Raw genomic sequence first — 25,940 nt, forward strand, 5'->3', positions numbered from 1 at the left:
ACCCCGACCTGGACGGACTGGCCAGGACGCTTCGCAGGCCCCGCCGGAACTGTTCCGGCGGGGCCCTGCGTCTGCAAAGGAAACGTCAACTGGCGCTCGTCCCAGGAATCTTGACGCCAATCGGTGTGTTGTTGTGATGTCCAGGACACCCCAGGGAAGCTCACTGCGTTGTACAACGTAAGCTGTACCGGTCCCGAAACGCGGCAAACTGGGGCGATAATGCGCGACACCCTCAAGCGGGACAGTCGCGCGGGCCACCGGGCGGCGTGTCCGAAATAGTATGCATTGGGACAACAGTGTAGAACGGGAGATGTGACGGCAATGGCTACGGAAACTCCCCAGCTGAGCGCAGCATGTGCCGTCCCCGCCCCGGGCAGTCACCGGTGACGGGAACCAGCACGCCGCACACCGGTGACCCGGAGCGCGGCACGCTCGACAAGGCCGCGGGCGAGAACTTCCCCGTGGCTCCGTTCTTCCTGCCCAAGGCCTGGCGCGCCGACCTCATGGCCGTGTACGGCTTCGCCCGCCTCGTCGACGACATCGGCGACGGCGATCTGGCCCCCGGCGGCGCCGACGCTCGTCTGCTCGGCGTGTCGGCCGAGGAGGCCGAGAACCGCCTGCTGCTCCTGGACGCCTTCGAGACGGACCTGAACCGGGTCTTCGACTCGACCCCGCGCCACCCCCTGCTGCGCCGCCTCCAGCCGACCGTCCGGCGCCACGCGCTGACCCCCGAGCCCTTCCTCGGCCTGATCGCCGCCAACCGCCAGGACCAGCTCGTCAGCCGCTACGAGACCTACGACGACCTGCGCGCGTACTGCGAACTCTCGGCCAACCCCGTCGGCCGACTCGTCCTCTCCGTCACCGGCACCTCGACCCCCGAGCGCATCCGCCTCTCGGACGCGATCTGCACCGCCCTCCAGATCGTCGAACACCTGCAGGACGTCGCCGAGGACCTCGGCCGCGACCGCATCTACCTGCCCGCCGAGGACATGAAGCAGTTCCATGTGCAAGAGGCGGATCTCGCCACGCCGATCGCGGGCGCATCGTTGCGCGCACTGGTCGCATACGAGGCACAACGCGCCCGCGATCTCCTGAATGAAGGCGCCCCCCTGGTGGGTAGCGTCCACGGCAGGTTGAAGTTGCTGCTCGCGGGGTTCGTGGCGGGGGGAAGGGCGGCGATCCGTGCGGTCGCCGCTGCGGAATACGACGTACTTCCCGGCCCGCCCAAGCCCGGCAAGGTTCAACTGCTGCGCGAGGTGGGCGTGACTCTGCGAGGAGAGGGGTGATCCGGACCGTGGAGTCGGAACAACACGTGTCCGCACCGGTACTCGCCGCCTACAGCTACTGCGAGGCCGTCACCGGACAGCAGGCACGTAACTTCGCGTACGGCATCAGGTTGCTGCCGGCGCCCAAGCGTCGGGCCATGTCGGCCCTGTACGCGTTCTCCAGGCGCGTCGACGACATCGGCGACGGCGCACTGGCGGGCGACGTCAAGGCGGCGCGACTCGAGGACACCCGGGCGCTGCTGGCCCGGGTGCGCGAGGGGGCGGTCGCCGAGGACGACATCGACCCGGTCGCCGTCGCCCTCGCCCACACCGCAGAAACCTTCCCGGTCCCGCTCGACGGACTCGACGAGCTGATCGACGGCGTGCTGATGGACGTCCGGGGCGAGACCTATGAGGCCTGGGACGACCTGAAGGTGTACTGCCGCTGTGTCGCGGGCGCCATCGGGCGGCTCTCGCTCGGCGTGTTCGGCACGGAACCGGGGGCGCGCGGCGCCGAGCGCGCGCCGGAGTACGCCGACACGCTGGGGCTGGCGCTGCAGCTCACCAACATCCTCAGAGACGTCCGCGAGGACGCCGAGGGCGGTCGTACGTATCTGCCCTCCGACGACCTCGCGAAATTCGGGTGCTCGACCGGGTTCAACGGGCCGACCCCGCCGGAGGGCTCCGACTTCGCGGGCCTCGTGCACTTCGAAGTGCGACGGGCCCGCGCTCTTTTCGCCGAGGGCTACCGGCTGCTCCCCATGCTCGACCGGCGCAGCGGCGCGTGCGTCGCCGCCATGGCCGGCATCTACCGCCGGCTGCTCGACCGCATCGAGCGCGACCCCGAGGCGGTACTGCGGGGCCGGGTCTCGCTGCCCGGGCGGGAGAAGGCGTACGTCGCAGTCCGCGGCCTGTCCGGGCTGGACGCCCGGCATGTGACGCGGAGGACCGTCAGGAGGCGCGCCTGATGGACAAACAGGGCCAAGGTGATTCCACCGGCGAAAAGCGGCACGCAACCCTCCGGGCAGAGACGGCGTCCCTGACTGCAACGGCCTGCTGTTGTGCACGGTTCAACCACGGCGGTCGCGCAGGGGAGGATGCACGATGAGCGACGACACGCGGTCCGACGATTCGCCCGAGGATCCGGCGGGGCGCTCCGCAAGGGACGCCGTCGTGATCGGTGGCGGGCTCGCCGGCATCACCGCCGCGCTCGCGCTCGCCGACGCCGGAGTGCGCGTCACCCTGGTCGAGGGCAGACCGCGACTCGGCGGCCTGGCCTTCTCCTTCCAGCGCGGCGAGCTGACCGTCGACAACGGACAGCATGTCTACCTGCGCTGCTGCACCGCCTACCGCTGGTTCCTCGACCGCATCGAGGGGTCGGCGCTGGCGCCGCTGCAGGATCGTCTCGACGTGCCCGTACTCGACGTCGACAAGCCCGAGGGACGACGGCTCGGCAGGCTGCGGCGCGACGCGCTGCCCGTGCCCCTGCATCTGGGGCGCAGCCTTGCGACGTATCCGCATCTCTCGCTCGCCGAGCGGGCCAGGGTGGGGCGTGCCGCGCTCGCGCTCAAGGGGCTCGACCTCGCCGATCCGACCCTGGACACCCAGGACTTCGGCAGCTGGCTGACCGCGCACGGTCAGTCGGCGCGTGCCGTCGAGGCCCTGTGGGACCTGGTCGGGGTCGCCACTCTCAACGCGGTCGCGGGCGACGCCTCGCTGGGGCTCGCCGCGATGGTGTTCAAGACCGGTCTGCTGTCCGACCCGGGCGCGGCCGACATCGGATGGGCGCACGTCCCGCTGGGCGAACTGCATGACCGTCTCGCCCGCAAGGCGCTCGACTCCGCGGGCGTCCGTACCGAGGTCCGTACACGCGTCACCTCCATCTCTACTGACGAAAACGGGCGCCTGCGCGTTCAGGTTCCCGGCGAGGAGCTCCAAGCGGACACGGTCGTGCTCGCCGTACCCCAGCGCGAGGCCCACGATCTTCTGCCGGCAGGCGCCCTCGACGCCCCTGGCCAGCTGCTCGACATCGACACCGCGCCGATCCTCAACGTGCACGTCGTCTACGACCGGAAGGTGCTGAACCAGCCGTTCTTCGCGGCCCTCGGCACCCCCGTGCAGTGGGTCTTCGACCGCACCGACGCCTCCGGCCTGCGCCGGGGCCAGTACCTGGCGCTGTCCCAGTCGGCCGCCCACGACGAGATCGACGAGCCGGTCGCCGCGCTGCGCGAGCGCTATCTGCCCGAGCTGGAGCGGCTGCTGCCCGGCGCTCGCGACGCAGAGGTGAAGGACTTCTTCGTGACCAGGGAGCGCACGGCGACGTTCGCTCCGACCCCAGGCGTCGGGCGGCTGCGGCCCGGCGCCCGCACCAGGACCCCCGGCCTGTACCTGGCCGGAGCGTGGACCGCCACAGGGTGGCCCGCGACCATGGAGAGTGCGGTCCGCAGTGGCGTGAGTGCGGCGGACGCCGCGCTGAGCGCCCTGGGCCGGCCCCGCCCGAGTCACCTCTTCGACTTCGAGGAGGCGGCCTGATGCTCGATCAGCACGCGGCAGGCCCCCGCACCCCCGGTACCGCAACAAGAGGAGAGACTGTGCCCACTGTGCCCCCGGCCGAGACGGCCGCTCGGAGGTCCGCGGTGGACGTGACCGCGCTCCTGGAGCGCGGCCGGACCCTTGCCACACCGGTACTGCGGGCGGCCGTGGACCGCCTGGCACCCCCCATGGACACCGTTTCCGCCTACCATTTCGGCTGGATCGACGCCGAGGGCAACCCCGCGGACGGGGACGGCGGCAAGGCCGTACGTCCCGCCCTGGCGGTCCTGTCCGCCGAGGTCACCGGCGCCGCCCCTGAGGTCGGCATCCCCGGAGCCGTCGCCGTCGAACTCGTCCACAACTTCTCGCTGCTGCACGACGACCTGATGGACGGCGACGAACAGCGCCGCCACCGCGACACCGTCTGGAAGGTGCACGGCCCCGCCCAGGCGATCCTCGTCGGCGACGCCCTGTTCGCCCTCGCCAACGAGGTCCTGCTGGAGCTCGGCTCGGTCGAGGCCGGCCGTGCCACCCGTCGCCTGACCACCGCCACCCGCGCCCTGATCGACGGCCAGGCCCAGGATATCTCCTACGAACACCGCGACCGCGTCAGCGTCGAGGAGTGCCTGGAGATGGAGGGCAACAAGACCGGCGCCCTGCTCGCCTGCGCCAGCTCCATCGGTGCCGTGCTCGGCGGCGCGGACGACCGCACCGCCGACACCCTGGAGAAGTACGGCTACCACCTGGGCCTCGCCTTCCAGGCCGTCGACGACCTCCTCGGCATCTGGGGCGACCCGGTCTCCACCGGCAAGCAGACCTGGAGCGACCTGCGCCAGCGCAAGAAGTCCCTGCCGGTCGTGGCCGCGCTCGCGGCGGGCGGTGCCGCCTCCGAGCGGCTCGGCGAGATCCTCGCCGCCGACGCCAAGAGCAGCGACTTCGAGAACTTCTCCGAGGAGGAGTTCGCCTATCGCGCCGCCCTCATCGAGGACGCGGGCGGCCGCGAGTGGACGGCCCAAGAGGCACGTCGTCAGCACACCATCGCCATCGAGGCCCTGCACGCCATCGACATGCCCGACCGGGTACGGGACCGGTTCACGGCGCTCGCGGACTTCGTCGTCGTACGAAAGAGATGATCGTTATCGGTCGAATAACCCTCGCGTAGTCGCCGGCCGGTGTCGCGGGAAGAACAGCACCGGCCGACGGCGGACCCACAGCAGCACCGCTCGCACGACTGCACTAAGGGGAAGCCATGACAGCGACGACCGACGGAAGCACCGGGGCCCTGCCGCCCCGAGCTGCCTCGGCCAGCGAAACCGCCAGTACGAACCCCGTGGCGGCCGGGGTGCACGACGCCGCCGTACGCGCCGTACAACGCTCCACCGACTTCCTGCTGTCCACGCAGGACGCCGAGGGCTGGTGGAAGGGCGACCTCGAGACCAACGTGACCATGGACGCCGAGGATCTGCTTCTGCGGCAGTTCCTGGGCCTCCTGGACGAGGCCACCGCGCAGGCCGCCGCCCTGTTCATCCGCGGTGAGCAGCGCGAGGACGGCGCCTGGGCCACCTTCTACGGCGGACCGGGCGAACTCTCCGCCACGATCGAGGCGTACGTCGCCCTGCGCCTGGCCGGCGACGAGCCGCAGGCGCCGCACATGGCGAAGGCCTCGGCCTGGATCCGCGAGCGGGGCGGCATCGTATCGGCCCGTGTCTTCACCCGGATCTGGCTCGCCCTGTTCGGCTGGTGGAAGTGGGAGGACCTGCCCGAACTTCCGCCGGAGCTCATCTACTTCCCCAAGTGGATGCCGCTCAACATCTACGACTTCGGGTGCTGGGCCCGGCAGACCATCGTGCCGCTCACGATCGTGTCCGCGAAGCGGCCGGTGCGGCCCGCGCCCTTCCCTCTCGACGAGCTGCACGCCGACCCGGCCAACCCGAATCCGCCCAAGCCCCTTGCCTCGGCGGCCAGTTGGGACGGTGCCTTCCAGCGCCTGGACAAGGTGCTGCACCAGTTGCGCAAGGTCGCGCCGCGCGGACTGCGCAAAGCGGCCATGAACTCGGCGGCCCGCTGGATCATCGAGCGGCAGGAGAACGACGGCTGCTGGGGCGGCATCCAGCCGCCGGCCGTGTACTCGGTGATCGCGCTGTACCTGTTGGGCTACGACCTCGAACACCCGGTGATGCGCGAGGGGTTGGCGTCGCTGGACCGTTTCGCCGTGTGGCGCGAGGACGGCGCGCGGATGATCGAGGCCTGTCAGTCGCCCGTCTGGGACACCTGCCTCGCCACCATCGCGCTCGTCGACGCGGGCGTGCCCGCCGACCATCCCCAGCTCGTCAAGGCGTCGGACTGGATGCTCGGCGAGGAGATCGTCCGCCCCGGCGACTGGTCCGTGAAGCGGCCCCAACTGCCGCCCGGTGGCTGGGCGTTCGAGTTCCACAACGACAACTACCCCGACATCGACGACACCGCCGAGGTCGTCCTCGCCCTGCGCCGAGTCAAGCACCACGACCCGGAGCGGGTGGAGAAGGCGATCGGGCGCGGGGTGCGCTGGAACCTCGGGATGCAGTCGAAGAACGGCGCGTGGGGCGCCTTCGACGTCGACAACACCAGCCCCTTCCCCAACCGGCTGCCGTTCTGCGACTTCGGCGAGGTCATCGACCCGCCGTCCGCGGACGTCACGGCGCACGTGGTGGAGATGCTGGCCGTCGAGGGCCTCTCGCACGACCCGCGCACCCGGCGCGGCATCGAGTGGCTGCTCTCCGAACAGGAGCCGGACGGCTCGTGGTTCGGGCGTTGGGGCGTCAACTACGTCTACGGCACCGGGTCCGTCGTACCCGCTCTCGTCGCGGCCGGCTTCCCCGCCTCGCACCCGGCGATCCGGCGGGCCGTCGCCTGGCTGGAGTCGGTCCAGAACGACGACGGCGGCTGGGGCGAGGACCTGCGCTCGTACAAGGACGTCAAGAAGTGGAGCGGTCGCGGAGCCTCCACCGCCTCGCAGACGGCGTGGGCGCTGATGGCTCTGCTGGCGGCGGGGGAGAAGGGCTCCAAGGCCGTCGAGCGCGGTGTCGAGTGGCTCGCGGCCACGCAGCGCGAGGACGGTTCCTGGGACGAGCCGTACTTCACCGGGACCGGCTTCCCCTGGGATTTCTCGATCAACTACCACCTCTACCGGCAGGTGTTCCCGCTCACCGCACTCGGCCGCTACGTGCACGGAGAGCCCTTCGCCAAGAAGCCGGCGCTCGCCGAGGTCAAGGGGGGCTGATGAGCACACGGCCCGCCTCGCCCCCGCTGCTGATCGCCTGCGCGCTCGGCATCGAGCACCTCGCCCTGCGCACGAGCGACCGAGGGGGCGCCGGCGGTCCTGTCACCGTCCTGCGCACCGGCATGGGGCCCGAGGCGGCCGAGCGGTCCGTCACCCGGCTGCTGGCCGATCCGGCCCTGCGTGAGGCAGCCGTGCTGGCCACCGGCTTCTGTGCCGGGCTCGCCCCCGGGATGCACCCCGGCGATCTGGTCGTCGCCGAGGAGACCCGGGATCCGGACGGAACCGTTCCGTGCGTCGGGACCGACCTCCTCGTCAAGGAGCTCGTGCGGGCCGTGCCCGGGCGTGCCGTCCACACAGGGCCGCTGACCGGCTCTGATCACGTCGTCCGCGGTCACGAACGGTCGGATCTGCTCGCAACCGGCGCGATCGCGGTCGACATGGAATCCGCGGCGACGCTTCTCAGCGCCGTACGCACGGGTGAGCGCCCGGTTGCGGCCGTACGAGTGGTCGTGGACGCTCCTGAACATGAACTCGTCCGGATCGGCACGGTGCGCGGTGGAATATCGGCTTTCCGCGTCCTTCGTTCCGTTCTTCCAGCTTTCTTCGAATGGCACCGTTCTTTGTTGCTCCCCCGGAGGTGAGCCAGATGGCCATGCCGCTGCGCCAGTCCATCAAGGTCGCTACGTACTTGGCTGAACAGAAGCTCCGCAAGCGGGACAAGTTTCCGCTGATCGTGGAGCTGGAACCTCTCTTCGCATGCAATCTGAAGTGCGAGGGATGCGGCAAGATCCAGCACCCGGCGGGTGTGCTCAAGCAGCGTATGCCGGTCGCGCAGGCCGTGGGAGCGGTTCTGGAGTCCGGTGCGCCGATGGTGTCGATCGCGGGCGGCGAACCCCTGATGCACCCTCAGATCGACGAGATCGTGCGGCAGTTGGTGGCGAAGAAGAAGTACGTCTTCCTCTGCACCAACGCCATGCTGCTGCGCAAGAAGATGGACAAGTTCAAGCCCTCTCCCTATTTCGCCTTCGCCGTGCACATCGACGGGCTGCGGGAGCGGCACGACGAGTCCGTGGCGAAGGAGGGTGTGTTCGACGAGGCCGTGGAGGCCATGAAGGAGGCCAAGCGGCGCGGCTTCCGGGTGACCACCAACTCGACCTTCTTCAACACGGACACCCCGCAGACCATCATCGAGGTGCTCAACTTCCTCAACGACGACCTCAAGGTCGACGAGATGATGATCTCGCCCGCCTACGCCTACGAGAAGGCGCCCGACCAGGAGCACTTCCTGGGCGTGGAACAGACCCGCGAACTGTTCAAGAAGGCCTTCGCGGGCGGCAACCGCAAGAAGTGGCGGCTCAACCACTCGCCGCTGTTCCTGGACTTCCTCGAGGGCAAGGTCGACTTCCCCTGCACCGCCTGGGCGATCCCGAACTACTCGCTCTTCGGCTGGCAGCGCCCCTGCTACCTGATGAGCGACGGGTACGTGCCGACGTACCGCGAACTGATCGAGGACACCGACTGGGACAAGTACGGCCGCGGCAAGGACCCGCGCTGCGCCAACTGCATGGCGCACTGCGGCTACGAGCCCACCGCCGTCCTCGCCACCATGGGGTCCCTGAAGGAGTCCCTGCGCGCCATGCGCGAGACGGTCTCCGGAAACCGGGAGTGACGTCGTGACCGCGATTTCCCTGGGTGTCCCCGAGGTGCCGGCCCGTCCGATCGCCGAGCGGCGCCTGTCGCGGCAGATCCATGTCGGATCCGTGGCGGTCGGCGGCGACGCCCCCGTGTCGGTGCAGTCGATGACGACGACCCGTACGTCGGACATCGGGGCCACCCTGCAGCAGATCGCCGAGCTCACCGCGTCCGGCTGCCAGATCGTGCGGGTGGCCTGCCCGACGCAGGACGACGCGGACGCGCTCGCCACCATCGCGAGGAAGTCGCAGATCCCGGTGATCGCCGACATCCACTTCCAGCCCAAGTACGTCTTCTCGGCGATCGAGGCCGGCTGCGCGGCGGTCCGGGTGAACCCCGGCAACATCAAGCAGTTCGACGACAAGGTCAAGGAGATCGCGCGCGCCGCCAAGGACCACGGCACCCCGATCCGCATCGGCGTCAACGCCGGCTCCCTGGACAGGCGTCTGCTGCAGAAGTACGGCAAGGCGACCCCCGAGGCGCTCGTCGAGAGCGCCCTGTGGGAAGCCTCCCTCTTCGAGGAGCACGACTTCCGGGACATCAAGATCTCGGTCAAGCACAACGACCCGGTCGTGATGATCGAGGCGTACAAGCAGCTCGCCGCCCAGTGCGAGTACCCGCTGCACCTCGGAGTGACCGAGGCCGGTCCGGCCTTCCAGGGCACGATCAAGTCGGCCGTCGCCTTCGGCGCGCTGCTGTCGCAGGGCATCGGCGACACCATCAGGGTCTCGCTGAGCGCCCCGCCCGCCGAGGAGGTCAAGGTCGGCCTCCAGATCCTGGAGTCGCTCAACCTCAAGCAGCGGCGGCTGGAGATCGTCTCCTGCCCGTCGTGCGGCCGCGCCCAGGTCGACGTCTACAAGCTCGCCGACGAGGTCACGGCCGGCCTTGAGGGCATGGAGGTGCCCCTGCGCGTCGCGGTCATGGGCTGTGTGGTCAACGGCCCCGGCGAGGCGCGGGAGGCGGATCTGGGGGTCGCCTCCGGCAACGGCAAGGGACAGATCTTCGTCAAGGGCGAGGTCATCAAGACCGTACCCGAGTCGAAGATCGTGGAGACGCTCATCGACGAGGCGATGAAGATCGCCGAGCAGATGGAGCAGGACGGGGCCGCATCGGGCGCCCCCGCCGTCTCGGGAAAACCGGCAGTGACGGTGAGTTGAAGCAAGGCACGGACCGAGAGGGGGCCCGAGCGTGACGATGCTGGAGAACATCCGGGGACCACGCGACCTGAAGGCGCTGTCCGAAGCGGAACTCGGTGAACTGTCCGAGGAGATCAGGGAGTTCCTGGTGCACGCGGTGGCCAGGACCGGCGGACACCTCGGGCCCAATCTGGGAGTGGTGGAACTCTCCATCGCGCTCCACCGGGTCTTCGAGTCACCGGTCGACCGCATCGTGTGGGACACCGGCCACCAGAGCTACGTACACAAGATTCTGACGGGCCGTCAGGACTTCTCCAAGCTGCGCGGGAAGGGCGGCCTGGCCGGCTACCCCTCACGCGAGGAGTCCGAGCACGACATCGTCGAGAACAGCCACGCCTCCACCGCGCTCGGCTGGGCCGACGGCCTCGCCAAGGCCCGCCAGGTACAGGGCGAGAAGGGCCATGTGGTCGCGGTCATCGGCGACGGCGCACTCACCGGCGGCATGGCCTGGGAGGCACTGAACAACATCGCGGCCGCCAAGGACCGGCCGCTGATCATCGTCGTCAACGACAACGAGCGCTCGTACGCGCCGACCATCGGCGGACTGGCGAACCACCTGGCCACCCTGCGCACCACCGACAGCTACGAGAAGGTGCTCGCCTGGGGCAAGGACGTGCTGCTGCGCACGCCGGTCGTCGGCAACACCGTCTACGAGTCGCTGCACGGCGCGAAGAAGGGCTTCAAGGACGCCTTCGCCCCGCAGGGCATGTTCGAGGACCTGGGCCTGAAGTACGTCGGCCCGATCGACGGGCACGACATCGCGGCCGTCGAGTCGGCGCTGCGGCGCGCGAAACGCTTCCACGGTCCGGTCCTCATCCACTGCCTCACGGAGAAGGGCCGCGGCTACGAGCCCGCCCTCGCCCACGAGGAGGACCACTTCCACACCGTCGGCGTGATGGACCCGCTCACCTGCGAGCCGCTCGCGCCGTCCAACGGCCCCTCCTGGACCTCGGTGTTCGGGGACGAGATCGCCGCGATCGGAGAGGAGCGGGAGGACGTCGTGGCGATCACGGCGGCCATGCTGCACCCGGTCGGCCTCGGCAAGTTCGCCGCACGCTTCCCGGACCGTGTGTGGGACGTCGGCATCGCCGAGCAGCACGCGGCGGTGAGCGCGGCAGGCCTGGCGACCGGCGGTCTCCACCCCGTCGTCGCCGTCTACGCCACCTTCCTCAACCGCGCCTTCGACCAGCTCCTGATGGACGTGGCACTGCACCGCTGCGGGGTCACCTTCGTCCTGGACCGGGCCGGCGTCACGGGCGTCGACGGCCCGTCCCACAACGGCATGTGGGACATGTCCATCCTCCAGGTCGTGCCGGGGCTGCGCATCGCCGCTCCACGCGACGCCGACCAGTTGCGCGCCCAGCTGCGCGAGGCCGTCGCCGTCGACGACGCTCCGACGGTGGTCCGCTTCCCCAAGGAGTCGGTCGGTCCACAGATCCCGGCGATCGACCGGGTGGGCGGACTCGACGTCCTGCACCGCGGCCCGGACACGCCCGAGGTGCTGCTCGTCGCCGTCGGCGTGATGGCGCCCGTCTGCCTCCAGGCCGCCGACCTGCTGGAGGCCCGCGGCATCTCGTGCACCGTCGTCGACCCCCGCTGGGTCAAGCCCGTCGACCCGGCGCTCCCGGGCCTCGCGGCCGAACACCGAATGGTGGCCGTCGTCGAGGACAACAGCCGTGCGAGCGGGGTGGGAGCCGCGGTGGCGCTTGCGCTCGGCGATGCCGAAGTCGACGTACCCGTACGGCGGTTCGGCATCCCGGAGCAGTTCCTCGCGCACGCCAAGCGCGGAGAGGTGCTGGCCGACATCGGGCTGACACCGGTGGAGGTGGCCGGCCGGATCAGCGCGAGCCTCGCCGTCAAGGAGGCCGAGGACACCCTGGCAGTCAAGGAGCAGGAGAACGGCCCAGTCAAGGAGAAAGCTGAATGACCAAGGAGTTCGACCTCGGCGCTCTCCTGGCCGAGCGCGGAGCCGAGCGCTACGAGCTGCACGGCAAGTACCTGAACCACCAGCTCCCGCGCATGCTGCACACCATCGGCTTCGACAAGGTCTACGAGCGCGCCGAGGGCGCCCACTTCTGGGACGCGGACGGCGATGACTACCTGGACATGCTGGCCGGGTTCGGGGTGATGGGCCTGGGGCGCCACCACCCCGTCGTCCGCAAGGCGCTGCACGACGTCCTCGACGCCCAGCTCGCCGACCTCACCCGCTTCGACTGCCAGCCGCTGCCCGGACTGCTGGCCGAGAAGCTCCTCACACACAGCCCGCACCTGGACCGGGTGTTCTTCGGCAACAGCGGTACGGAGGCGGTGGAGACCGCGCTGAAGTTCGCCCGGTACGTGACCGGCAGGCCGAGGATCCTCTACTGCGAGCACGCCTTCCACGGTCTGACCACCGGGTCGCTCTCGGTCAACGGCGAGGGCGGCTTCCGGGACGGCTTCGCCCCGCTGCTGCCCGACACGGCCGTCCCGCTCGGTGATCTCGACGCCCTGGCGCGCGAGTTGAAGAAGGGCGACGTCGCGGCCCTGATCGTCGAGCCGATCCAGGGCAAGGGTGTGCACGAGGCCCCGCCCGGCTATCTCCGGGCCGCGCAGGAGCTCCTGCACAAGCACAGGGCGCTGCTCATCGCCGACGAGGTGCAGACGGGCCTCGGCCGCACCGGGGACTTCTACGCCTACCAGCACGAGGACGGCGTCCAGCCGGACCTGGTGTGCGTGGCCAAGGCCCTGTCCGGCGGCTATGTGCCGGTCGGCGCCACCCTCGGCAAGGACTGGATCTTCAAGAAGGTCTACTCGTCCATGGACCGGGTGCTGGTCCACTCGGCGAGCTTCGGCTCCAACGCCCAGGCCATGGCGGCCGGCCTCGCCGTGCTGTCCGTGATGGAGAACGAGCAGGTCGTGGCAGGCGCGCGGGTGACCGGCGAGCAGCTGAGGACCCGGCTCGCGGCGCTGATCGACACATACGAGCTGCTCGCCGACGTCCGCGGCCGGGGCCTGATGATCGGCATCGAGTTCGGCAGGCCCAAGTCGCTGAAGCTGCGCAGCCGTTGGACCATGCTTCAGGCGGCACGCAAAGGCCTGTTCGCGCAGATGGTCGTCGTACCGCTCCTGCAGCGGCACCGGATCCTCACCCAGGTCTCCGGAGACCATCTGGAGGTCATCAAGCTGATCCCGCCGCTGATCATCGGCGAGCAGGACGTGGACCGGTTCGTCGACGCCTTCACGGCTGTGATGGACGACGCGCACAGCGGTGGTGGCCTGATGTGGGACTTCGGCAAGACACTGGTGAAGCAGGCGGTCGCCAACCGATAGGCACAGCGGCGGGTCCGACAGGCGCAGTGACGCGGCCCGAGATGACAGCGCCGACATCTTTTGCCTCTGAGGCAATAAATTTGCCGCAGAGGCAAAGCTCCGGCTGAATGGAGAGCATGAGCTCTCCCGAGACAGAGACCGAACCGGAGTCCGGGCGTGCGGCACCGGGCTCGTCGGCCGGGCCGGAGGAATTCCTGCCCGCCGTCGCACCACAGCTTCGCGCGCTGCGCCGCCGGGCCTCTCTCACCCTGGAGGCCGCGGCCCGCGCAGCCGGACTGTCACCGGCCCATCTTTCCCGGCTGGAGACGGGACAGCGCCAGCCGTCGCTGCCGATGCTGCTCGCCCTCGCTCGTATCTACGGTACGACCGTCTCGGAGCTGCTCGGCGAGACGGTCGGCGACCGGGACGCCGTTGTACGCGCCGCCGACATGGAACCGACCGTGGCGGGCGGCTGGACCTACTGGCAGGCCGGTGCGCCCGGCCGCGGCATGCAGGCCCTGCGCGTCCACGTACCGCATGGCTCGCAGGGCGACATTGTGCGCGTGCACCCCGGCGAGGAGTGGCTGTACGTCCTCAAGGGACGGCTGCGGCTGCGCCTCGGGGACGCCGCTCACCGGCTCACCGCCGGAGACAGCGCGCACTTCGACTCGCTCACCCCGCACCGGATCGCCGCCGAGGACCCCGACGGGGTCGAGCTCCTGTTCGTCCACACCCTTCTGCAGAGCCCCACGGCCACGCTGTGCCTGGGCCCGATCACCGGAGACATGGCATGAGCGACAGGAACATGGAGGAGAAGTTCCCCCGCGCCCTGTGGGTGCGCCTGATCATCTACATCGCGGTGGGGCACCTCTTCGCCGCCTTCATCTATCTGCTGTTCGCGGTGGGGGCGAAGTAGGCGAAGTGAGCGAAGATCAGTGAGGCAGTACGACGTGGGGCGGGCTCACCGGCTCAGTCGAGGAGTCGCTCGCGCAGGCTCTCGCGGAGTTCCGGGGTGAACTCCAGGCCCTGCTCCAGGTAGGTGTCGACGTGGCCCCACGTCTCCTCGATGGTCTCGAAGGCCGCAGCCAGATACTCGGCGCGCGCCTCGAACAGGGGGCTGAGCAACTCCATGACCTCGGGGGAGTAGCCGGCGGCGGAGCTGCCGCTGCGGTGCACCTTGTAGCGGCGGTGCTTGGCGTTCGACTCCAGGTAGTCCGCGACGATCGCCTCGCGTTCCACGCCCAGGGCGAGCAGCGTCACGGCTATCGACAGGCCCGCACGGTCCTTGCCCGCAGCGCAGTGCATCAGCGCGGGCACGCCGTCCTTCGCGAGCGAGCGCAGTACGCGCGCGTGCTCGGCGGTGCGCTCCTTGATGATCGTGCGGTAGGAGACGATCATGCGGTTGGCCGCCCTGCCGTCGCCGAGGATGCCGCGCAGCTGGTCGATCTCGCCGTCGCGGACCAACTTCCAGAACTCGGAGCCGTCCGCAGGATCGGTCAGCGGAAGGTTCACGTTCCGTACGCCCGGCAGTTCGACGTCCGGGCCCTCCAGCTTCTGGTCCGCCGCATTGCGGAAGTCGAAGACCGTGTGCAGGCCCAGGGAGGTCAGGAAGGCGGCGTCCTCCTCCGTCGCGTGTGCGAGGTGGCCGCTGCGGAACAGCACCCCGTACCGCACCCGCCGTCCGTCCGAGGCCGGGAGCCCACCCACATCGCGGAAATTGCGGACTCCGGCCAGCTCCGGCTCGGTCGACGGGATCTGCTGCGTCACGGGGGCTCCTCCCAGTCAGCCCGGCCGACGGGCTCGTCGGCGGGCACGCTTTCGACGATACGACATGGATTCCTCAGGCAATGAGTTGTCCACAGGCGTTGCCGACAGGCCCCTCATCACTTGATGATGTTGTTCATTGATCGCACCTGTTCGAATGTGTGAGGGCTTGATGCTGGAGATCTCCGACAACGGCCGTACGTGGCTCCTCTCAGGGCCGACCAGCAGTTACGCCGTCCATCTCACCGAGGACGACGAACTGCTGCACCTGCACTGGGGCCCCCGGATCGCGCTCGCCGACGCCGAAGCCCTCGCCGTCCGCCCGCTGCCCGACTACCGGCCCTTCGAGTCGCAGCTCGACGGCCACGAGGAGTACCCGGTCGAGGGCGGCCCCCGCTTCGTACGGCCTGCCCTGTCGGTGCGCACCGACGAGCGGCGCGGCACCGAGTGGCACTTCGAGGCGTACGAGGCCGACGGCGGGGACGACGGCGAGCTGCGCCTGCGCTTTTGTGACGGCGGGCTCACGCTCACCCTGCACTACCGGATGCGGCACGACGTCGTAGAACGCTGGGTGAGTCTCGACAACGAAGGGACCGCCCTGGAGTTGCTTCGGGCGGACTCCGCCACCTGGACGCTGCCCGAGCGCGAGGACTGGCGGCTGTCCCAGCTGCATGGACGCTGGGCCGCGGAGTCCCGGCTGGCCAGTTCCCTTCTCACTTACGGGGAGAAGGTCATCGGCAGCCGCCGCGGCCACACCGGGCACCAGCATCTGCCCTGGGTCGCGCTCGACACCGACGCCACCGAGGAGCGCGGCGAGGTCTACGGCTGCGCGCTCGGCTGGTCGGGTTCCTGGCGGATAGCGGTTGCGCACCTTGCGGACGCGCGCGTGCAGATCACCGGCGGCGCCGGGTACGACGACTCGGGGCTGCTGCGCCTGGACGCGGGGGAGTCGTACACGACGCCCGTCTTCGCCGGCCTGTGGAGCGACGGCGGCTTCGGCGGCGCGAGCCGCGCCTGGCACGCCTATCAGCGCGCGTACGTCATCCCGGACGCGGACCGGGACCGGCCGGTGCTGTTCAACTCCTGGGAGGCCACCGAGTTCGACATCTCCGAGGAGCAGCAGGGGACACTCGCCCGGCGTGCCGCGACGATCGGCGTCGAGCTGTTCGTGGTCGACGACGGCTGGTTCGGGAAGCGCACCAGCGACCGGGCCGGACTCGGCGACTGGACCCCCAACCCCGACCGCTTCCCGAACGGCCTGAAGCCGCTCGCGGACTATGTGCACGCCCTCGGCATGCAGTTCGGCATCTGGGTCGAGCCCGAGATGGTCAACCCGGACAGCGAGCTCTACCGCGCCCACCCCGACTGGGTGCAGTTCCAACCGGGACGAAAGCGGACGGAATTCCGCAACCAGCTCGTACTGAACCTGGCCCGGGAGGATGTCCAGGAGTACCTCTGGGGGCAGCTCGACGGGCTCCTCTCCAGCGCCCCGATCGACTACGTCAAGTGGGACTTCAACCGCTGCTTCACCGACGCGGGCTGGCCCGACGACCCCTACCCGCAGCGGCTCTGGATCGACCATGTCCGGGCGCTGTACGGCCTGTTGGACCGGCTGCGCGCGGCCCACCCGGGCGTTGCCTTCGAGTCCTGCTCGGGCGGTGGCGGCCGGATCGATCTCGGGATTCTGAGCCGCACGGACCAGGTGTGGACCTCCGACAACACCGACCCGCTCGACCGTCTCGCCATCCAGCACGGCTTCAGCCAGATCCACCCCGCGCGTGTGATGGCCGCCTGGGTCACCGACAGCCCCAACAACCAGCTCAACGGGCGGGTCAGCTCGCTGCGCTTCCGCTTCGTCAGCTCCATGGCCGGCGTGCTCGGTGTCGGTGGGGACCTCGCCCGGTGGACCGAGGAGGAACTCGCCGAGGCCGGCGAGTGGGTGGCCCTCTACAAGGAGATCCGTCCGCTCGTGCAGCACGGCGACCTGTACCGGTTGCGGCCTCCGCGGGGCGGGCTCAGCGCGGTGCAGTACGTGCGTGGCGACGAGGCGGTCGTCCTTGCGTGGCTTCAGGCGCAGAGCTACGGGGAACCCGTGCCGGCGCTGCGATTGCGGGGCCTCGATCCGTCAGCGTCGTATGAATGCCGCGAAACGGGCGAAGTTCACAGAGGTGCCGTACTCCTGCATCACGGACTGCGCACCGGGATGCGCGGCGACCTCGATGCGGCAGTTTTCCGTCTGCGTCGCATCTGACCCGTCTGTCCGAATTGGCACCTAGATTGGGCATATGCCATCTTCCGTCGCGTTCACTGCTCTTCGCTACGTTGTGATTACTTTTACTTCTCTTCATTCCAACTCGCTCCGGAATAGGGGCTCCTGGGCTGGAGGTGCGTGAGGAGCGTCATATTCGTGACCGAACGTGGCGCGTCATGTCCACGTAATTAACGTGCTTTACAAGGGGGTTTGACCAAAGGGGCGACCTCGGAATTCACGCACGGTTACCGGGATTTCTCTCAAGGGATCAACAGAAACGCATTCGCAGGGAACCATCACTTGTCCCTTTGCGTCCCGGTCGCTTACGTTCGCCACCAATCCGGACGGACGCCCAATCCTGCCGCCGCCCGGTGCCCGCACAACTCACCCGTGAACGGCAGGAGCGGGGGACCCACAGGTATCACTGCCTGTTCCGGTCTCCGGAACGGCTTGGGGTAAAGCCGCGTCATATACGCGGCCGGGCATCTCCAGCCCGCACCCGACAGCTCACCTCGTAGGCGCCGGAGAGGAATTCGTCATGCCCGCGAAGGGTAAGCACCGCCGCCCGAAGCCCCAGCGCTTCACCCGCTCCATCGCCGTCGCCGGTACCGGTGGCGCCGTACTCGCACTCCCGCTCATGGGTGCCACCGGCGCCCATGCCGCAACAACGCAGTCTGTTTCCCAGTCGGTTTCGCAAAAGGCCGTCCAGTCCCTTCCGACCGTGGAGAAGAAGGCGGCCGAGAAGAAGAGCGCCGGGCATCACGCGGGCGTGCGGACCTATTCGGTGCGGGGCGGCGACTACCTTTCGAAGATCGCCGATGAGCAGCACGTCGCCGGCGGCTGGAAGAAGCTCTACTCGGACAACCGCCGGGCCGTCGGCGACGATCCGTCGCTGATCCACCCGGGCCTGAAGCTCACGCTCGGCAAGAAGGCCACGGCGACCACCAAGTCGTCGCCCAGGCCGTCTTCTTCGTCCGCGCCCAAGCCGTCCTCGAACAAGACGACCGCCGCGCAGACCTCCCAGTCCACCGGCACCTCGACCGGCTTCACCCTCCCGGTGTCCGGCGCCACCATCGGCACCGGCTACCACGTGCCCGGCAGCATGTGGTCCAGCGGGTACCACACCGGCGTCGACTTCGTCGTCCCGACGGGCACCCCGGTCAAGGCCGTCGGTGCGGGCACGGTCGTTTCCGCCGGCTGGGGCGGCGCGTACGGCAACCAGGTCGTCATCAAGCTCGCCGACGGCTACTACGCGCAGTACGGCCACCTCTCCCAGCTCTCCGTCTCGGCCGGCCAGACCGTGACCGAGGGGCAGCAGATCGGCCTCTCCGGCGCGACCGGCAACGTGACCGGCCCGCACCTGCACTTCGAGATCCGCACCACGCCGGACTACGGCTCCGACGTGGACCCGGTCGCCTACCTCCGATCCAAGGGCGTAGCGGTCGGCTGACCCCCGCCGACCGCCCCCGCGCGGCTTCGCCAGAGCGTGGGGACATGGCGCCCGACACGCCGCCGAAGGCCGGACCCCGATCCCCGGGTCCGGCCTTCGGTGCGTCCGGCTCCGCCCGGCCACGTCTGGCCCTGCCTCGCCGCCGGTGCCCCCTGGCGCCCTCGCCACGTACTACGTCGGCTACGGCGCCGACACGAACTCCACGACGCGGCCTCGTCGTTACGTCGGTGAGGCGGGGCCCCTCGCGGTTCGCCTCTCAACATCCCTGATCGGAGGGTTATTCCGGGCTTGGCCAACACTGAGACGTGGCTTATCTCACCGCCCGTCAACCCTTTATTACGGTCGCGTAGGTCACATTCGAAGGTGAATCATGGTCGATGTGGCAGACGATTCGAAGAGTGACAGCAGATCAGTGATCGGGTCGTACGTTGCGATGGGGGACAGCTTCACCGAGGGCGTCGGCGATCCCGGCCCCGACGGTGCGATGGTCGGCTGGGCCGACCGGTTCGCGGTGCTTCTCGCGGACCGGAGGCCCGAGGGCGACTTCGGCTACACCAACCTCGCCGTACGCGGAAGGCTGCTCGACCAGATCGTGGAGGAGCAGGTCCCGCAAGCCGTCGAGCTCGCGCCGGACCTGGTCTCCTTCTGTGCGGGCGGCAACGACATCATCCGACCCGGTACCGACCCCGACGAGGTCGCCGAGCGCTTCGAGCGGGCGATCCTCCGGCTCACCGAAGCCGTGGGCACCGTCATGGTGACGACCGGCTTCGACACCCGTAACGTTCCCGTGCTCAAGCACCTGCGCGGCAAGATCGCCACCTACAACGGTCATGTACGGGCCGTCGCCGACCGGTACGGCTGCCCCGTGCTCGACCTGTGGTCCCTGAAGACCGTCCAGGACCGCCGGGCCTGGGACGACGACCGGCTCCACCTCTCGCCCGAGGGGCACACGCGCGTGGCCCTGCGCGCCGGGCAGGTTCTCGGCCTGGAGGTCCCGGCCGACCCGGACCAGCCCTGGCCGCTGCTCCCGCCGCGCGGCACCCTCGATGTCCGGCGGGACGACGTGCACTGGGCGCGCGAGTACCTGGTGCCGTGGATCGGCCGTCGGCTGCGCGGCGAGTCGTCCGGGGACCACGTCACGGCGAAGGGCGCGCTGTCGCCGGACGACATCAAGATGCGGATCGCTTCGGTCGCCTGAGCGCGGCCGGACGGTGGTGTGCGGGTTGCTCCAAGGTACGAGAGTGGTTCGTTTGCCGGCAGTGAGCCCTCGCCCGGTGCGGGGGGCTCACTGCTCGGAGGTGGTCAACGCCCGCCGCTCCAGGCCCAGTTCCCGCGCCAGCGCCTCCTCCACCCACTCCTGCGCCCGCGCGCGCGACACCGCACCGGCGTACGACGTCATCTGAACGGCGAGCCCGTCCAGCAGGGCCGTCAGACGCAGAGCCGTGCCCTGCGGGTCCGGGCAACGGAACTCGCCCGCGGCCACACCCTCAGCTATCACCTCGGCGATCGCAGCCTTCCACTCCCTGTCGAGATCCCGTGTGACCTCCTGCAGCGCGGGCTCGCGCAGCGCAGCGGCCCAGCCCTCGATCCACAGGCGCCAGCCCTTGGCCTGGCCCGTCGGCGCGTACCAGCGCACCGCCGACCGCAGCCGCCGCAGCGCCGTGGTCCGGCGGCCGAGAAGCTTGCGCAGATGCCCGAGGTCGTCCTCGGCCGCGAACGTGAACGCCGCGGCGACCAGCTTCTCCTTCGTCGAGAAGTGGTACAGCACCAGCGCGTTGCTCACGCCGAGCGCCGAGGCCACGTCTGCGATCCTGAGCGCCGCCACGCCCCGCGCCTCGATCTGCCCGATGGCGGCCCGCAGCAGCTCCTCGCGCCGCTCGGCCACACTCAACCGCACTCTCGCCACGCGGTCACCCTATTCCGTCGCCGCTCACGGTGCCGGGCGAGGTCATTGCTTGGCGAGTTCGGCGGGGTACGGATCGGGCCATGTGATCGCCGCCTCCCGCTCCCCGTATCCCGTATCCGGCTCAGGGCGATGCGCCGTTCCCCGGCCATGAAACCGTGGGTTGGTTCGGGGCGGCGGGCAGCGCGGCGGACTCACTGGCGGAGTCGTCCGCCGGACAGCGACTTCTCCACCCGGTGGAACGCCTCCAGGAGCCGGGGTCGAACAGGGCCGGGGACAGCAGTTGGCGGGCCGCCGTCACCGGTACCAGCCGAACCGTTCCGCGATCACCAGCAGCCGGTCCGCGACGATGGCGTGCGCTGCCGCGCGCGGGGTCGTTCCGTCGGCCTCCGCGCGGGCCAGCATCCGCTCGATCAGGGCGCGCATCGAGCGGCGGGTGTGGGCGAACGCCTCCTCCGCGTCCGGGCCGATGTCGCCGAACAGGGTCCACCACCACCAGGCATTCGTACCGGAGTTGACGACCACGTCGGGCAGCACGGTCACCCCGCGCGCGGCCAGCAGCTCCTCCGCCTCGGGCAGGACGGGCATGTTGGCCGCCTCGACGATCCAACGGGCTGTGATCTGCTCCTGGTTGGCGACATCGATCGCGTACGACACCGCCGCCGGCACGAGCACCTCCGCCTCGGCCGACAGCCAGGCGTCGCCGGGCAGTTCACGGTCGCCGGGGCGCAGGACCGTGCGGTCCACAGTGCCGTACGCGTCCCGCGCGCCGAGCAGCGCCTCGACGTCGAGGCCCGCCGGATTGGCGATCGTGCCCTTGATGTCGGCGACGGCCACGACGTTGAGCCCCGCGCGCGCGAGGAAGCGTGCCGTGGCCCCACCCATCGTGCCCAGGCCCTGCACGGCGACCCGCGTCCGCGCATACGGCACGCCCGCCCGGTCCAGGGCCGCCAGCGCCGACTCGGCGACCCCGCAGCCGCCGGCCAACTCGTCCAGGCCGATGCCGTCCACCTCCACCGCGAACGCGTCCGCGAGCCGCCGCCGCGCCGTCGCCTCGTCGTCCAACAGCGGGTACACGGCCTGGATGGACGACACAAGACCCGCCTCCACGGCCGCCCGGTCCACCAGCTCCTGGGTGAGCCCGAGGTCCTCTCCGGTGGTCCAGAAGCTCTCGATGTGCGGCTTCATGGCGCGCAGGTAGCGCACCAGAAGTGCGTACGCCCCCGGGTCCCGGGGATCGCAGTCGATGCCTCCCTTGGCGCCTCCGAGAGGGACGTAGCGGCCCTCGGGGTTGTAATGCAGCGCCTCTTTCATGGTCATGCCGCGGGCGAGCCCGGCGACCTCGTCCAGGGTGCAGCCCTCGCGCATGCGCAGCCCGCCGCTGGAGACGCCGCGCACCAGCCGGTCGACGACCAGGAAACCCTGGCGGCCGGTGAGGTGGTCGGTCCAGGTGAGCGACATCAGGGGGGCGGTCATGCGATCTCCTCGCGGATGGTGATCAGGGTGGGTCCGGGGGTGTCGAGGGCCGCGGTGAGGCCGCGGCGGAAGTCCTCGGGGCCGCACGCGCGCGTGCCGTGTCCGCCGTAGGCGCGGGCCAGGTCCGACAGGGCGACCGGCGGGAGGTCCGCCGCGGTGGAGGTGTCGCCGCGCGCCCTCATCCCGTCGCGGATCTCGCCGTACCCGCCGTTGTCGAACACCACTATGGGCAAGGGCAGTCGGAGCCGTACCGCGGCGGCCGGTTCCTGCACCGTGAACTGCGGCCCGCCGTCGCTGCGGTAGCGGCCGCATGGGCGGATCTCCTCGCGTGCGGGCGCACCCGTCGGCTCCACGATGTCGTGCTGCTCGTCGCTCGGTGGAACCAGCTCGGCAGGGAGGACGGACATGGTGCCTCCAGCAGGCCGTGAGGTTTGCTCACCGACTGACGACTACTGAATCGTACTGAATGCCCATTCAGTATCGGAAGCGGGGGCACACCCTGTCAACGTGCTGAACGGATCATCAGCAGCCTTCGGTGCGCATCGTGGCGGGAATGGACGCCGACGGTCCGCGGTTCACCAAGCGGTGGGCCCGGTTCCTGCGGGAGGTGGGTGCGGCGGTGCGCGGGGGGAGCCGGGGCAGCGGCAAGGGGACCTCTACTTCGTAGAGGTCATTGGTTGCCGCATCTTTGGGCTTTTCTTGGAAAGCAGCCGCCGAGCCCGGACGACACAGGTGTTGTCGGAGGCGCCGACCATAATGGAATGCCTCACCCACTCCATCTGGAGGTACCGTGTCCGGTTTCCGTTCCCTGAGCTCCGGGCTCCGCGCGCTGCAGCCCGCGGCCTTCGGCGCGGACCCGAGCGGTGAGCGCCTTGCGCGCATCCGCAGATCGCCCCACTTCAAGGACGGGGTCTTCCAGAATCCCGGGGGTACCGCCCGGACGCGGCCCTCCGGTTCGGCGGTCGACTTCGCGAAGGTCTTCTTCGACAAGGACGAGCGACCCCGGCGTGCCCCGAAAGGCACGGTGCCGGTGCACCCCACGACGCTCGCCGACATCGCCGGGCCGCCCGCCACCGGGCTGCGGCTGACCTGGATGGGGCACTCCAGTGTGCTCGCCGAGATCGACGGTCAGCGGGTGCTCTTCGATCCGGTGTGGGGTGAGCGCTGCTCCCCGTTCTCCTTCGTCGGGCCCAAGCGGCTGCACCCGGTGCCGCTGCCGCTCGCCGCGCTCGGCCCGGTCGACGTGGTCGTCATCTCGCACGACCACTACGACCACCTGGACCTGCCCACCATCAAGGCCCTGGCCGGCACGGACACGCTGTTCGCCGTTCCCCTCGGCGTCGGCGCCCACCTCGAACACTGGGGTGTCTCGGCCGACCGCGTGCGCGAGCTGGACTGGCACGAGGCGACCAAGGTCGGCGGCCTCACCCTGACGGCCACCCCGGCCCGCCACTTCTGCGGCCGCGGCCTGCGCAACACCCAGCACACCCTGTGGGCCTCCTGGTCCGTCGCCGGCGCCGAGCACCGGATCTTCCACAGCGGTGACACCGGCTACTTCGACGGCTTCAAGGACATCGGTGCCGAGCACGGGCCGTTCGACGCCACGATGATCCAGATCGGTGCGTACTCCGACTTCTGGCCCGATATCCACATGACGCCGGAGGAGGGCATGCGCGCCCACCTCGACCTCCAGGGCGGTGAGCCGCACGGCGTGATGATGCCGATCCACTGGGCGACCTTCAACCTGGCGACGCACCCCTGGGCCGAGCCCGGCGAGGGCACGGTCGCGGCCGCACACGCCACCGGCTCCCGCGCCGCACTGCCCCGCCCCGGCGAGCCCTTCGAGCCCACCGCGGAGACCGTCCCGTCCGAGCCGTGGTGGCGCGCCGTGGCCCAGGCCCCGGCAGGCGGCTGGCCGGCCGCGGACGCCCTCACGGAGGCCGTGACGAAGACGGCCGTCGCCTCCGCCGCCCGCGCCCAGGCCGACGCGGACGGCACGGGGCAGGGCAAGTCGGCAGAGGGTACGGGCGAGCCCGAGACGGTGTCGGCGGGCTGACCTCTTCGCGGAGAGCGGCGATGCGCTGACCGGGCGTGCAGGGGCGGGCCATGAGCCGCCCCGATGCGGCGGGGGAGCGGTCCGCCCCGGCGCGCTGCGGGACGACGTGCCGTTTCCGCGTGGTGAGGGTCGCGTCTCAGCCCGGTGCGGGTCCGTCGACGTTGAACGTGGACTGCCCGGTCCCGGCTCTGGTGACGATGATGTCGGCGGGCTCCGGGGAGGGGTTGCTCTCCCGGTGCACGGCGCCCTTCGGTACGTGGAGGAAATCGCCGGGACCGGCTTCGACCGTGCGCGAGCCGTCCGGGCCGAACTCCATCCTGAGGGCCCCGGTGACGACGTAGATCACCGACTCGTGGTCGCCGTGGTGGTGCCAGCCGGAGACCGCCCCGGGTTCCGTGCGGACGAATCCCGACCACATTCCCGCGGTGGCGAAGGCCTCCTGCCGGTCCATCCCCTCAGTGCCCGGTCCGGGCCTCCGGTCGCCGGGACGGGCCACGCGAACCTCATCGTGTCCATGGTCCATGACGGCTCCTTCCGCACGGGCCGTCGAGCGGCGGCCACGTCTCGTCGCCAGGCTAGTCCCGGGCTGCCGGAACCGGGGGAGAGGCAGTCGCGGAACCATGGTGTGATGGCGGCGTGAGCCGCGCCGCCGAAGAGACCAATCGCCGCATGCTCAGGGCCCGGGACGCGATGGACCGCGCGTACGCGCAGCCGCTGGACGTGCCGGCCCTGGCGCGGATCGCGCATGTGTCCCCGGCCCACTTCGCGCGCACCTTCCGGGCCACGTTCGGCGAGACGCCCCACCGCTACCTGCAGCGCCGACGCGTGGAGCGCGCCATGTTCCTGCTGAGGGAGACCGACCGCAGGATCACGGACATCTGTTTCGAGGTCGGCTTCGGCAGCCCGGGCACCTTCAGCCGCACGTTCCGCGACGTCGTCGGCCGGTCGCCGCGGGAGTACCGCAAGCAGGCCGTCGCACTGGACGTCCCCACCTGTTTCACGATGGCGTGGATGCGGCCGAGCGCCTGAGAGTCTGCTCGTCCTTCGGCCGGCTGAGCAGTTTTGGATAAGTTTTCGCGGTGCCGGGCTCGTAGCGTGATGCACATGTTCACAGCAATCACGCACTCACAGATCTACGTCCTCGACCAGGACGAGGCGCTCGACTTCTACGTCGGCAAGCTCGGCCTGGACGTCAACACCGACGCCGACCTCGGCTTCATGCGCTGGCTCACCGTCAACGTCCCCGGCCGGCCGGACCGCGAGGTCCTGCTGGAGCGGCCCGGCCCGCCGCGGCTGTCCGAGGAGACCGCGGAACAGGTCCGCGACCTGCTGACCAAAGGTGCGACAGGCGGGTTCCTCATCTTCAGTACCGACGACTGCCGCAAGACGTACGAGACCCTGAAGGCCAAGGGCGTCGAGTTCACCGAGGAGCCCACGGAGCGCCCGTACGGAATCGACTGCGGCCTCCGCGACCCCTTCGGCAACAGCATCCGGTTCACCCAACCCAAGGGTTGATCGATACGCTGAGTGATGTTCGGGGGATGAATTCCGGGGATGCGGAGTGCCTTGAAATGGCCCCGGTGGAGCGGCGGCGAAACAGAAAAGGGCATTCGGTGAGGGCCGGGGAGTAATTGCTCCCCGGCCCTCACCGTTTTTCCATGACCGCTTCTGACCAGCTCTGATCGATCCGTTGCGCGGCGAGATCGAGTACCCGCTGGGTTTATCGGTCTGTCGTACGAAGCCTCATACCAGAGCGGGACGCTCTGCGTGGGACTTTGTCAACTGCCCACCGCACATGATGGGTTGAC

General features: G+C 69.9%; 24 protein-coding genes, 1 pseudogene and 1 riboswitch. Of the genes and pseudogenes, 20 read left to right on the forward strand and 5 right to left on the reverse strand.

Annotation, left to right across the window (positions count from 1 at the left end; translation table 11 throughout):
• The first annotated feature begins 353 nt into the window (after positions 1 to 353).
• The 13 genes from hpnC to ACYUED_RS40490 all read left to right on the forward strand — a co-directional run bounded on the left by hpnC (position 354) and on the right by ACYUED_RS40490 (position 14,148).
• Positions 354 to 1,286, forward strand: a complete 933-nt coding sequence (hpnC, locus tag ACYUED_RS40430; protein ID WP_491289374.1) for a squalene synthase HpnC — start codon at positions 354 to 356, stop codon at positions 1,284 to 1,286.
• A complete protein-coding gene (gene hpnD / locus ACYUED_RS40435) occupies positions 1,283 to 2,233 on the forward strand; it encodes a presqualene diphosphate synthase HpnD (RefSeq protein WP_491289375.1) in 951 nt (316 codons plus the stop codon). The genes hpnC and hpnD overlap by 4 nt, the downstream gene beginning before the upstream one ends.
• Entirely contained in the window at positions 2,233 to 2,373 is a 141-nt protein-coding gene (locus ACYUED_RS40440; RefSeq protein ID WP_491289376.1) for a DUF6380 family protein, read from the forward strand. The genes hpnD and ACYUED_RS40440 overlap by 1 nt, the downstream gene beginning before the upstream one ends.
• The gene (gene hpnE / locus ACYUED_RS40445; RefSeq protein WP_491289377.1) at positions 2,370 to 3,797 is read left to right on the forward strand and encodes a hydroxysqualene dehydroxylase HpnE; all 1,428 of its coding nucleotides are present in this window, start codon (positions 2,370 to 2,372) and stop codon (positions 3,795 to 3,797) included. The genes ACYUED_RS40440 and hpnE overlap by 4 nt, the downstream gene beginning before the upstream one ends.
• 68 nt (positions 3,798 to 3,865) lie before the next feature.
• Complete coding sequence (locus tag ACYUED_RS40450; RefSeq protein ID WP_491294657.1) at positions 3,866 to 4,930, forward strand: polyprenyl synthetase family protein; 1,065 nt, start codon at positions 3,866 to 3,868, stop codon at positions 4,928 to 4,930.
• A gap of 116 nt (positions 4,931 to 5,046) precedes the next feature.
• Entirely contained in the window at positions 5,047 to 7,056 is a 2,010-nt protein-coding gene (gene shc / locus ACYUED_RS40455) for a squalene--hopene cyclase (protein ID WP_491289378.1), read from the forward strand.
• A complete protein-coding gene (locus ACYUED_RS40460) occupies positions 7,056 to 7,697 on the forward strand; it encodes a phosphorylase family protein (RefSeq protein WP_491289379.1) in 642 nt (213 codons plus the stop codon). The genes shc and ACYUED_RS40460 overlap by 1 nt, the downstream gene beginning before the upstream one ends.
• A gap of 5 nt (positions 7,698 to 7,702) precedes the next feature.
• Entirely contained in the window at positions 7,703 to 8,725 is a 1,023-nt protein-coding gene (gene hpnH / locus ACYUED_RS40465) for an adenosyl-hopene transferase HpnH (RefSeq protein ID WP_491289380.1), read from the forward strand.
• Between the two features lie 4 nt (positions 8,726 to 8,729).
• Positions 8,730 to 9,905 (forward strand): flavodoxin-dependent (E)-4-hydroxy-3-methylbut-2-enyl-diphosphate synthase, encoded by a 1,176-nt coding sequence (gene ispG, locus ACYUED_RS40470; protein ID WP_491289381.1) that lies wholly within the window; start codon positions 8,730 to 8,732, stop codon positions 9,903 to 9,905.
• A 31-nt stretch (positions 9,906 to 9,936) separates the two neighbouring features.
• Complete coding sequence (gene dxs / locus ACYUED_RS40475; protein ID WP_491289382.1) at positions 9,937 to 11,871, forward strand: 1-deoxy-D-xylulose-5-phosphate synthase; 1,935 nt, start codon at positions 9,937 to 9,939, stop codon at positions 11,869 to 11,871.
• A complete protein-coding gene (locus ACYUED_RS40480; protein WP_491289383.1) occupies positions 11,868 to 13,253 on the forward strand; it encodes an aspartate aminotransferase family protein in 1,386 nt (461 codons plus the stop codon). Before dxs ends, ACYUED_RS40480 begins: the two co-directional genes overlap by 4 nt.
• Positions 13,254 to 13,369: 116 nt before the next feature.
• A complete protein-coding gene (locus ACYUED_RS40485) occupies positions 13,370 to 14,026 on the forward strand; it encodes a helix-turn-helix domain-containing protein (protein ID WP_491289384.1) in 657 nt (218 codons plus the stop codon).
• Positions 14,023 to 14,148 (forward strand): DUF6126 family protein, encoded by a 126-nt coding sequence (locus tag ACYUED_RS40490; protein ID WP_266686640.1) that lies wholly within the window; start codon positions 14,023 to 14,025, stop codon positions 14,146 to 14,148. Before ACYUED_RS40485 ends, ACYUED_RS40490 begins: the two co-directional genes overlap by 4 nt.
• Positions 14,149 to 14,201: 53 nt before the next feature.
• Here ACYUED_RS40490 and ACYUED_RS40495 read toward each other — a convergent pair whose 3' ends face one another.
• A complete protein-coding gene (locus tag ACYUED_RS40495) occupies positions 14,202 to 14,999 on the reverse strand; it encodes a tyrosine-protein phosphatase (protein ID WP_491289385.1) in 798 nt (265 codons plus the stop codon).
• A gap of 169 nt (positions 15,000 to 15,168) precedes the next feature.
• Here ACYUED_RS40495 and ACYUED_RS40500 point away from each other — a divergent pair, with 169 nt between their 5' ends.
• The 4 genes and pseudogenes from ACYUED_RS40500 (at position 15,169) to ACYUED_RS40515 (ending at position 19,895) form a co-directional block, all read left to right on the forward strand.
• On the forward strand, positions 15,169 to 17,247 hold the full coding sequence (locus tag ACYUED_RS40500) for an alpha-galactosidase (protein WP_491289386.1): 2,079 nt from the start codon (positions 15,169 to 15,171) through the stop codon (positions 17,245 to 17,247).
• Between the two features lie 366 nt (positions 17,248 to 17,613).
• Positions 17,614 to 17,783, forward strand: a riboswitch (cyclic di-AMP (ydaO/yuaA leader).
• Positions 17,784 to 17,785: 2 nt separating this feature from the next.
• On the forward strand, positions 17,786 to 18,697 hold the full coding sequence (locus ACYUED_RS40505) for a M23 family metallopeptidase (protein ID WP_491289387.1): 912 nt from the start codon (positions 17,786 to 17,788) through the stop codon (positions 18,695 to 18,697).
• Between the two features lie 160 nt (positions 18,698 to 18,857).
• Positions 18,858 to 18,935, forward strand: a pseudogene (locus ACYUED_RS40510) (DUF6250 domain-containing protein); the annotation flags it as partial.
• Positions 18,936 to 19,109: 174 nt separating this feature from the next.
• A complete protein-coding gene (locus ACYUED_RS40515) occupies positions 19,110 to 19,895 on the forward strand; it encodes an SGNH/GDSL hydrolase family protein (protein WP_491294658.1) in 786 nt (261 codons plus the stop codon).
• Between the two features lie 87 nt (positions 19,896 to 19,982).
• Here ACYUED_RS40515 and ACYUED_RS40520 read toward each other — a convergent pair whose 3' ends face one another.
• The 3 genes from ACYUED_RS40520 to ACYUED_RS40530 all read right to left on the reverse strand — a co-directional run bounded on the left by ACYUED_RS40520 (position 19,983) and on the right by ACYUED_RS40530 (position 22,483).
• On the reverse strand, positions 19,983 to 20,603 hold the full coding sequence (locus tag ACYUED_RS40520) for a TetR/AcrR family transcriptional regulator (RefSeq protein WP_491289388.1): 621 nt from the start codon (positions 20,601 to 20,603) through the stop codon (positions 19,983 to 19,985).
• A gap of 294 nt (positions 20,604 to 20,897) precedes the next feature.
• Complete coding sequence (locus ACYUED_RS40525; RefSeq protein ID WP_491289389.1) at positions 20,898 to 22,076, reverse strand: glutamate dehydrogenase; 1,179 nt, start codon at positions 22,074 to 22,076, stop codon at positions 20,898 to 20,900.
• Positions 22,073 to 22,483 carry a thiamine pyrophosphate-dependent enzyme gene (locus ACYUED_RS40530; RefSeq protein ID WP_491289390.1) on the reverse strand — a complete coding sequence of 137 codons (411 nt, stop codon included), beginning with the start codon at positions 22,481 to 22,483 and terminating at the stop codon, positions 22,073 to 22,075. The genes ACYUED_RS40525 and ACYUED_RS40530 overlap by 4 nt, the downstream gene beginning before the upstream one ends.
• Before the next feature lie 383 nt (positions 22,484 to 22,866).
• On the opposite strand from ACYUED_RS40530, the gene ACYUED_RS40535 reads away from it, so the two are divergent.
• Positions 22,867 to 24,132 (forward strand): MBL fold metallo-hydrolase, encoded by a 1,266-nt coding sequence (locus ACYUED_RS40535; protein WP_491289391.1) that lies wholly within the window; start codon positions 22,867 to 22,869, stop codon positions 24,130 to 24,132.
• Between the two features lie 136 nt (positions 24,133 to 24,268).
• Here the strand turns inward: ACYUED_RS40535 and ACYUED_RS40540 are convergent, their stop codons facing one another.
• Positions 24,269 to 24,655 carry a cupin domain-containing protein gene (locus ACYUED_RS40540; protein WP_491289392.1) on the reverse strand — a complete coding sequence of 129 codons (387 nt, stop codon included), beginning with the start codon at positions 24,653 to 24,655 and terminating at the stop codon, positions 24,269 to 24,271.
• Positions 24,656 to 24,768: 113 nt separating this feature from the next.
• Here ACYUED_RS40540 and ACYUED_RS40545 point away from each other — a divergent pair, with 113 nt between their 5' ends.
• Together ACYUED_RS40545 and ACYUED_RS40550 are read left to right on the forward strand one after the other, a co-directional pair.
• Positions 24,769 to 25,161, forward strand: a complete 393-nt coding sequence (locus ACYUED_RS40545; RefSeq protein ID WP_491289393.1) for a helix-turn-helix domain-containing protein — start codon at positions 24,769 to 24,771, stop codon at positions 25,159 to 25,161.
• Positions 25,162 to 25,236: 75 nt separating this feature from the next.
• Positions 25,237 to 25,647, forward strand: a complete 411-nt coding sequence (locus ACYUED_RS40550; RefSeq protein WP_491289394.1) for a VOC family protein — start codon at positions 25,237 to 25,239, stop codon at positions 25,645 to 25,647.
• Positions 25,648 to 25,940: the final 293 nt, after the last annotated feature.

This window comes from Streptomyces sp. DF42, from assembly GCF_058267695.1.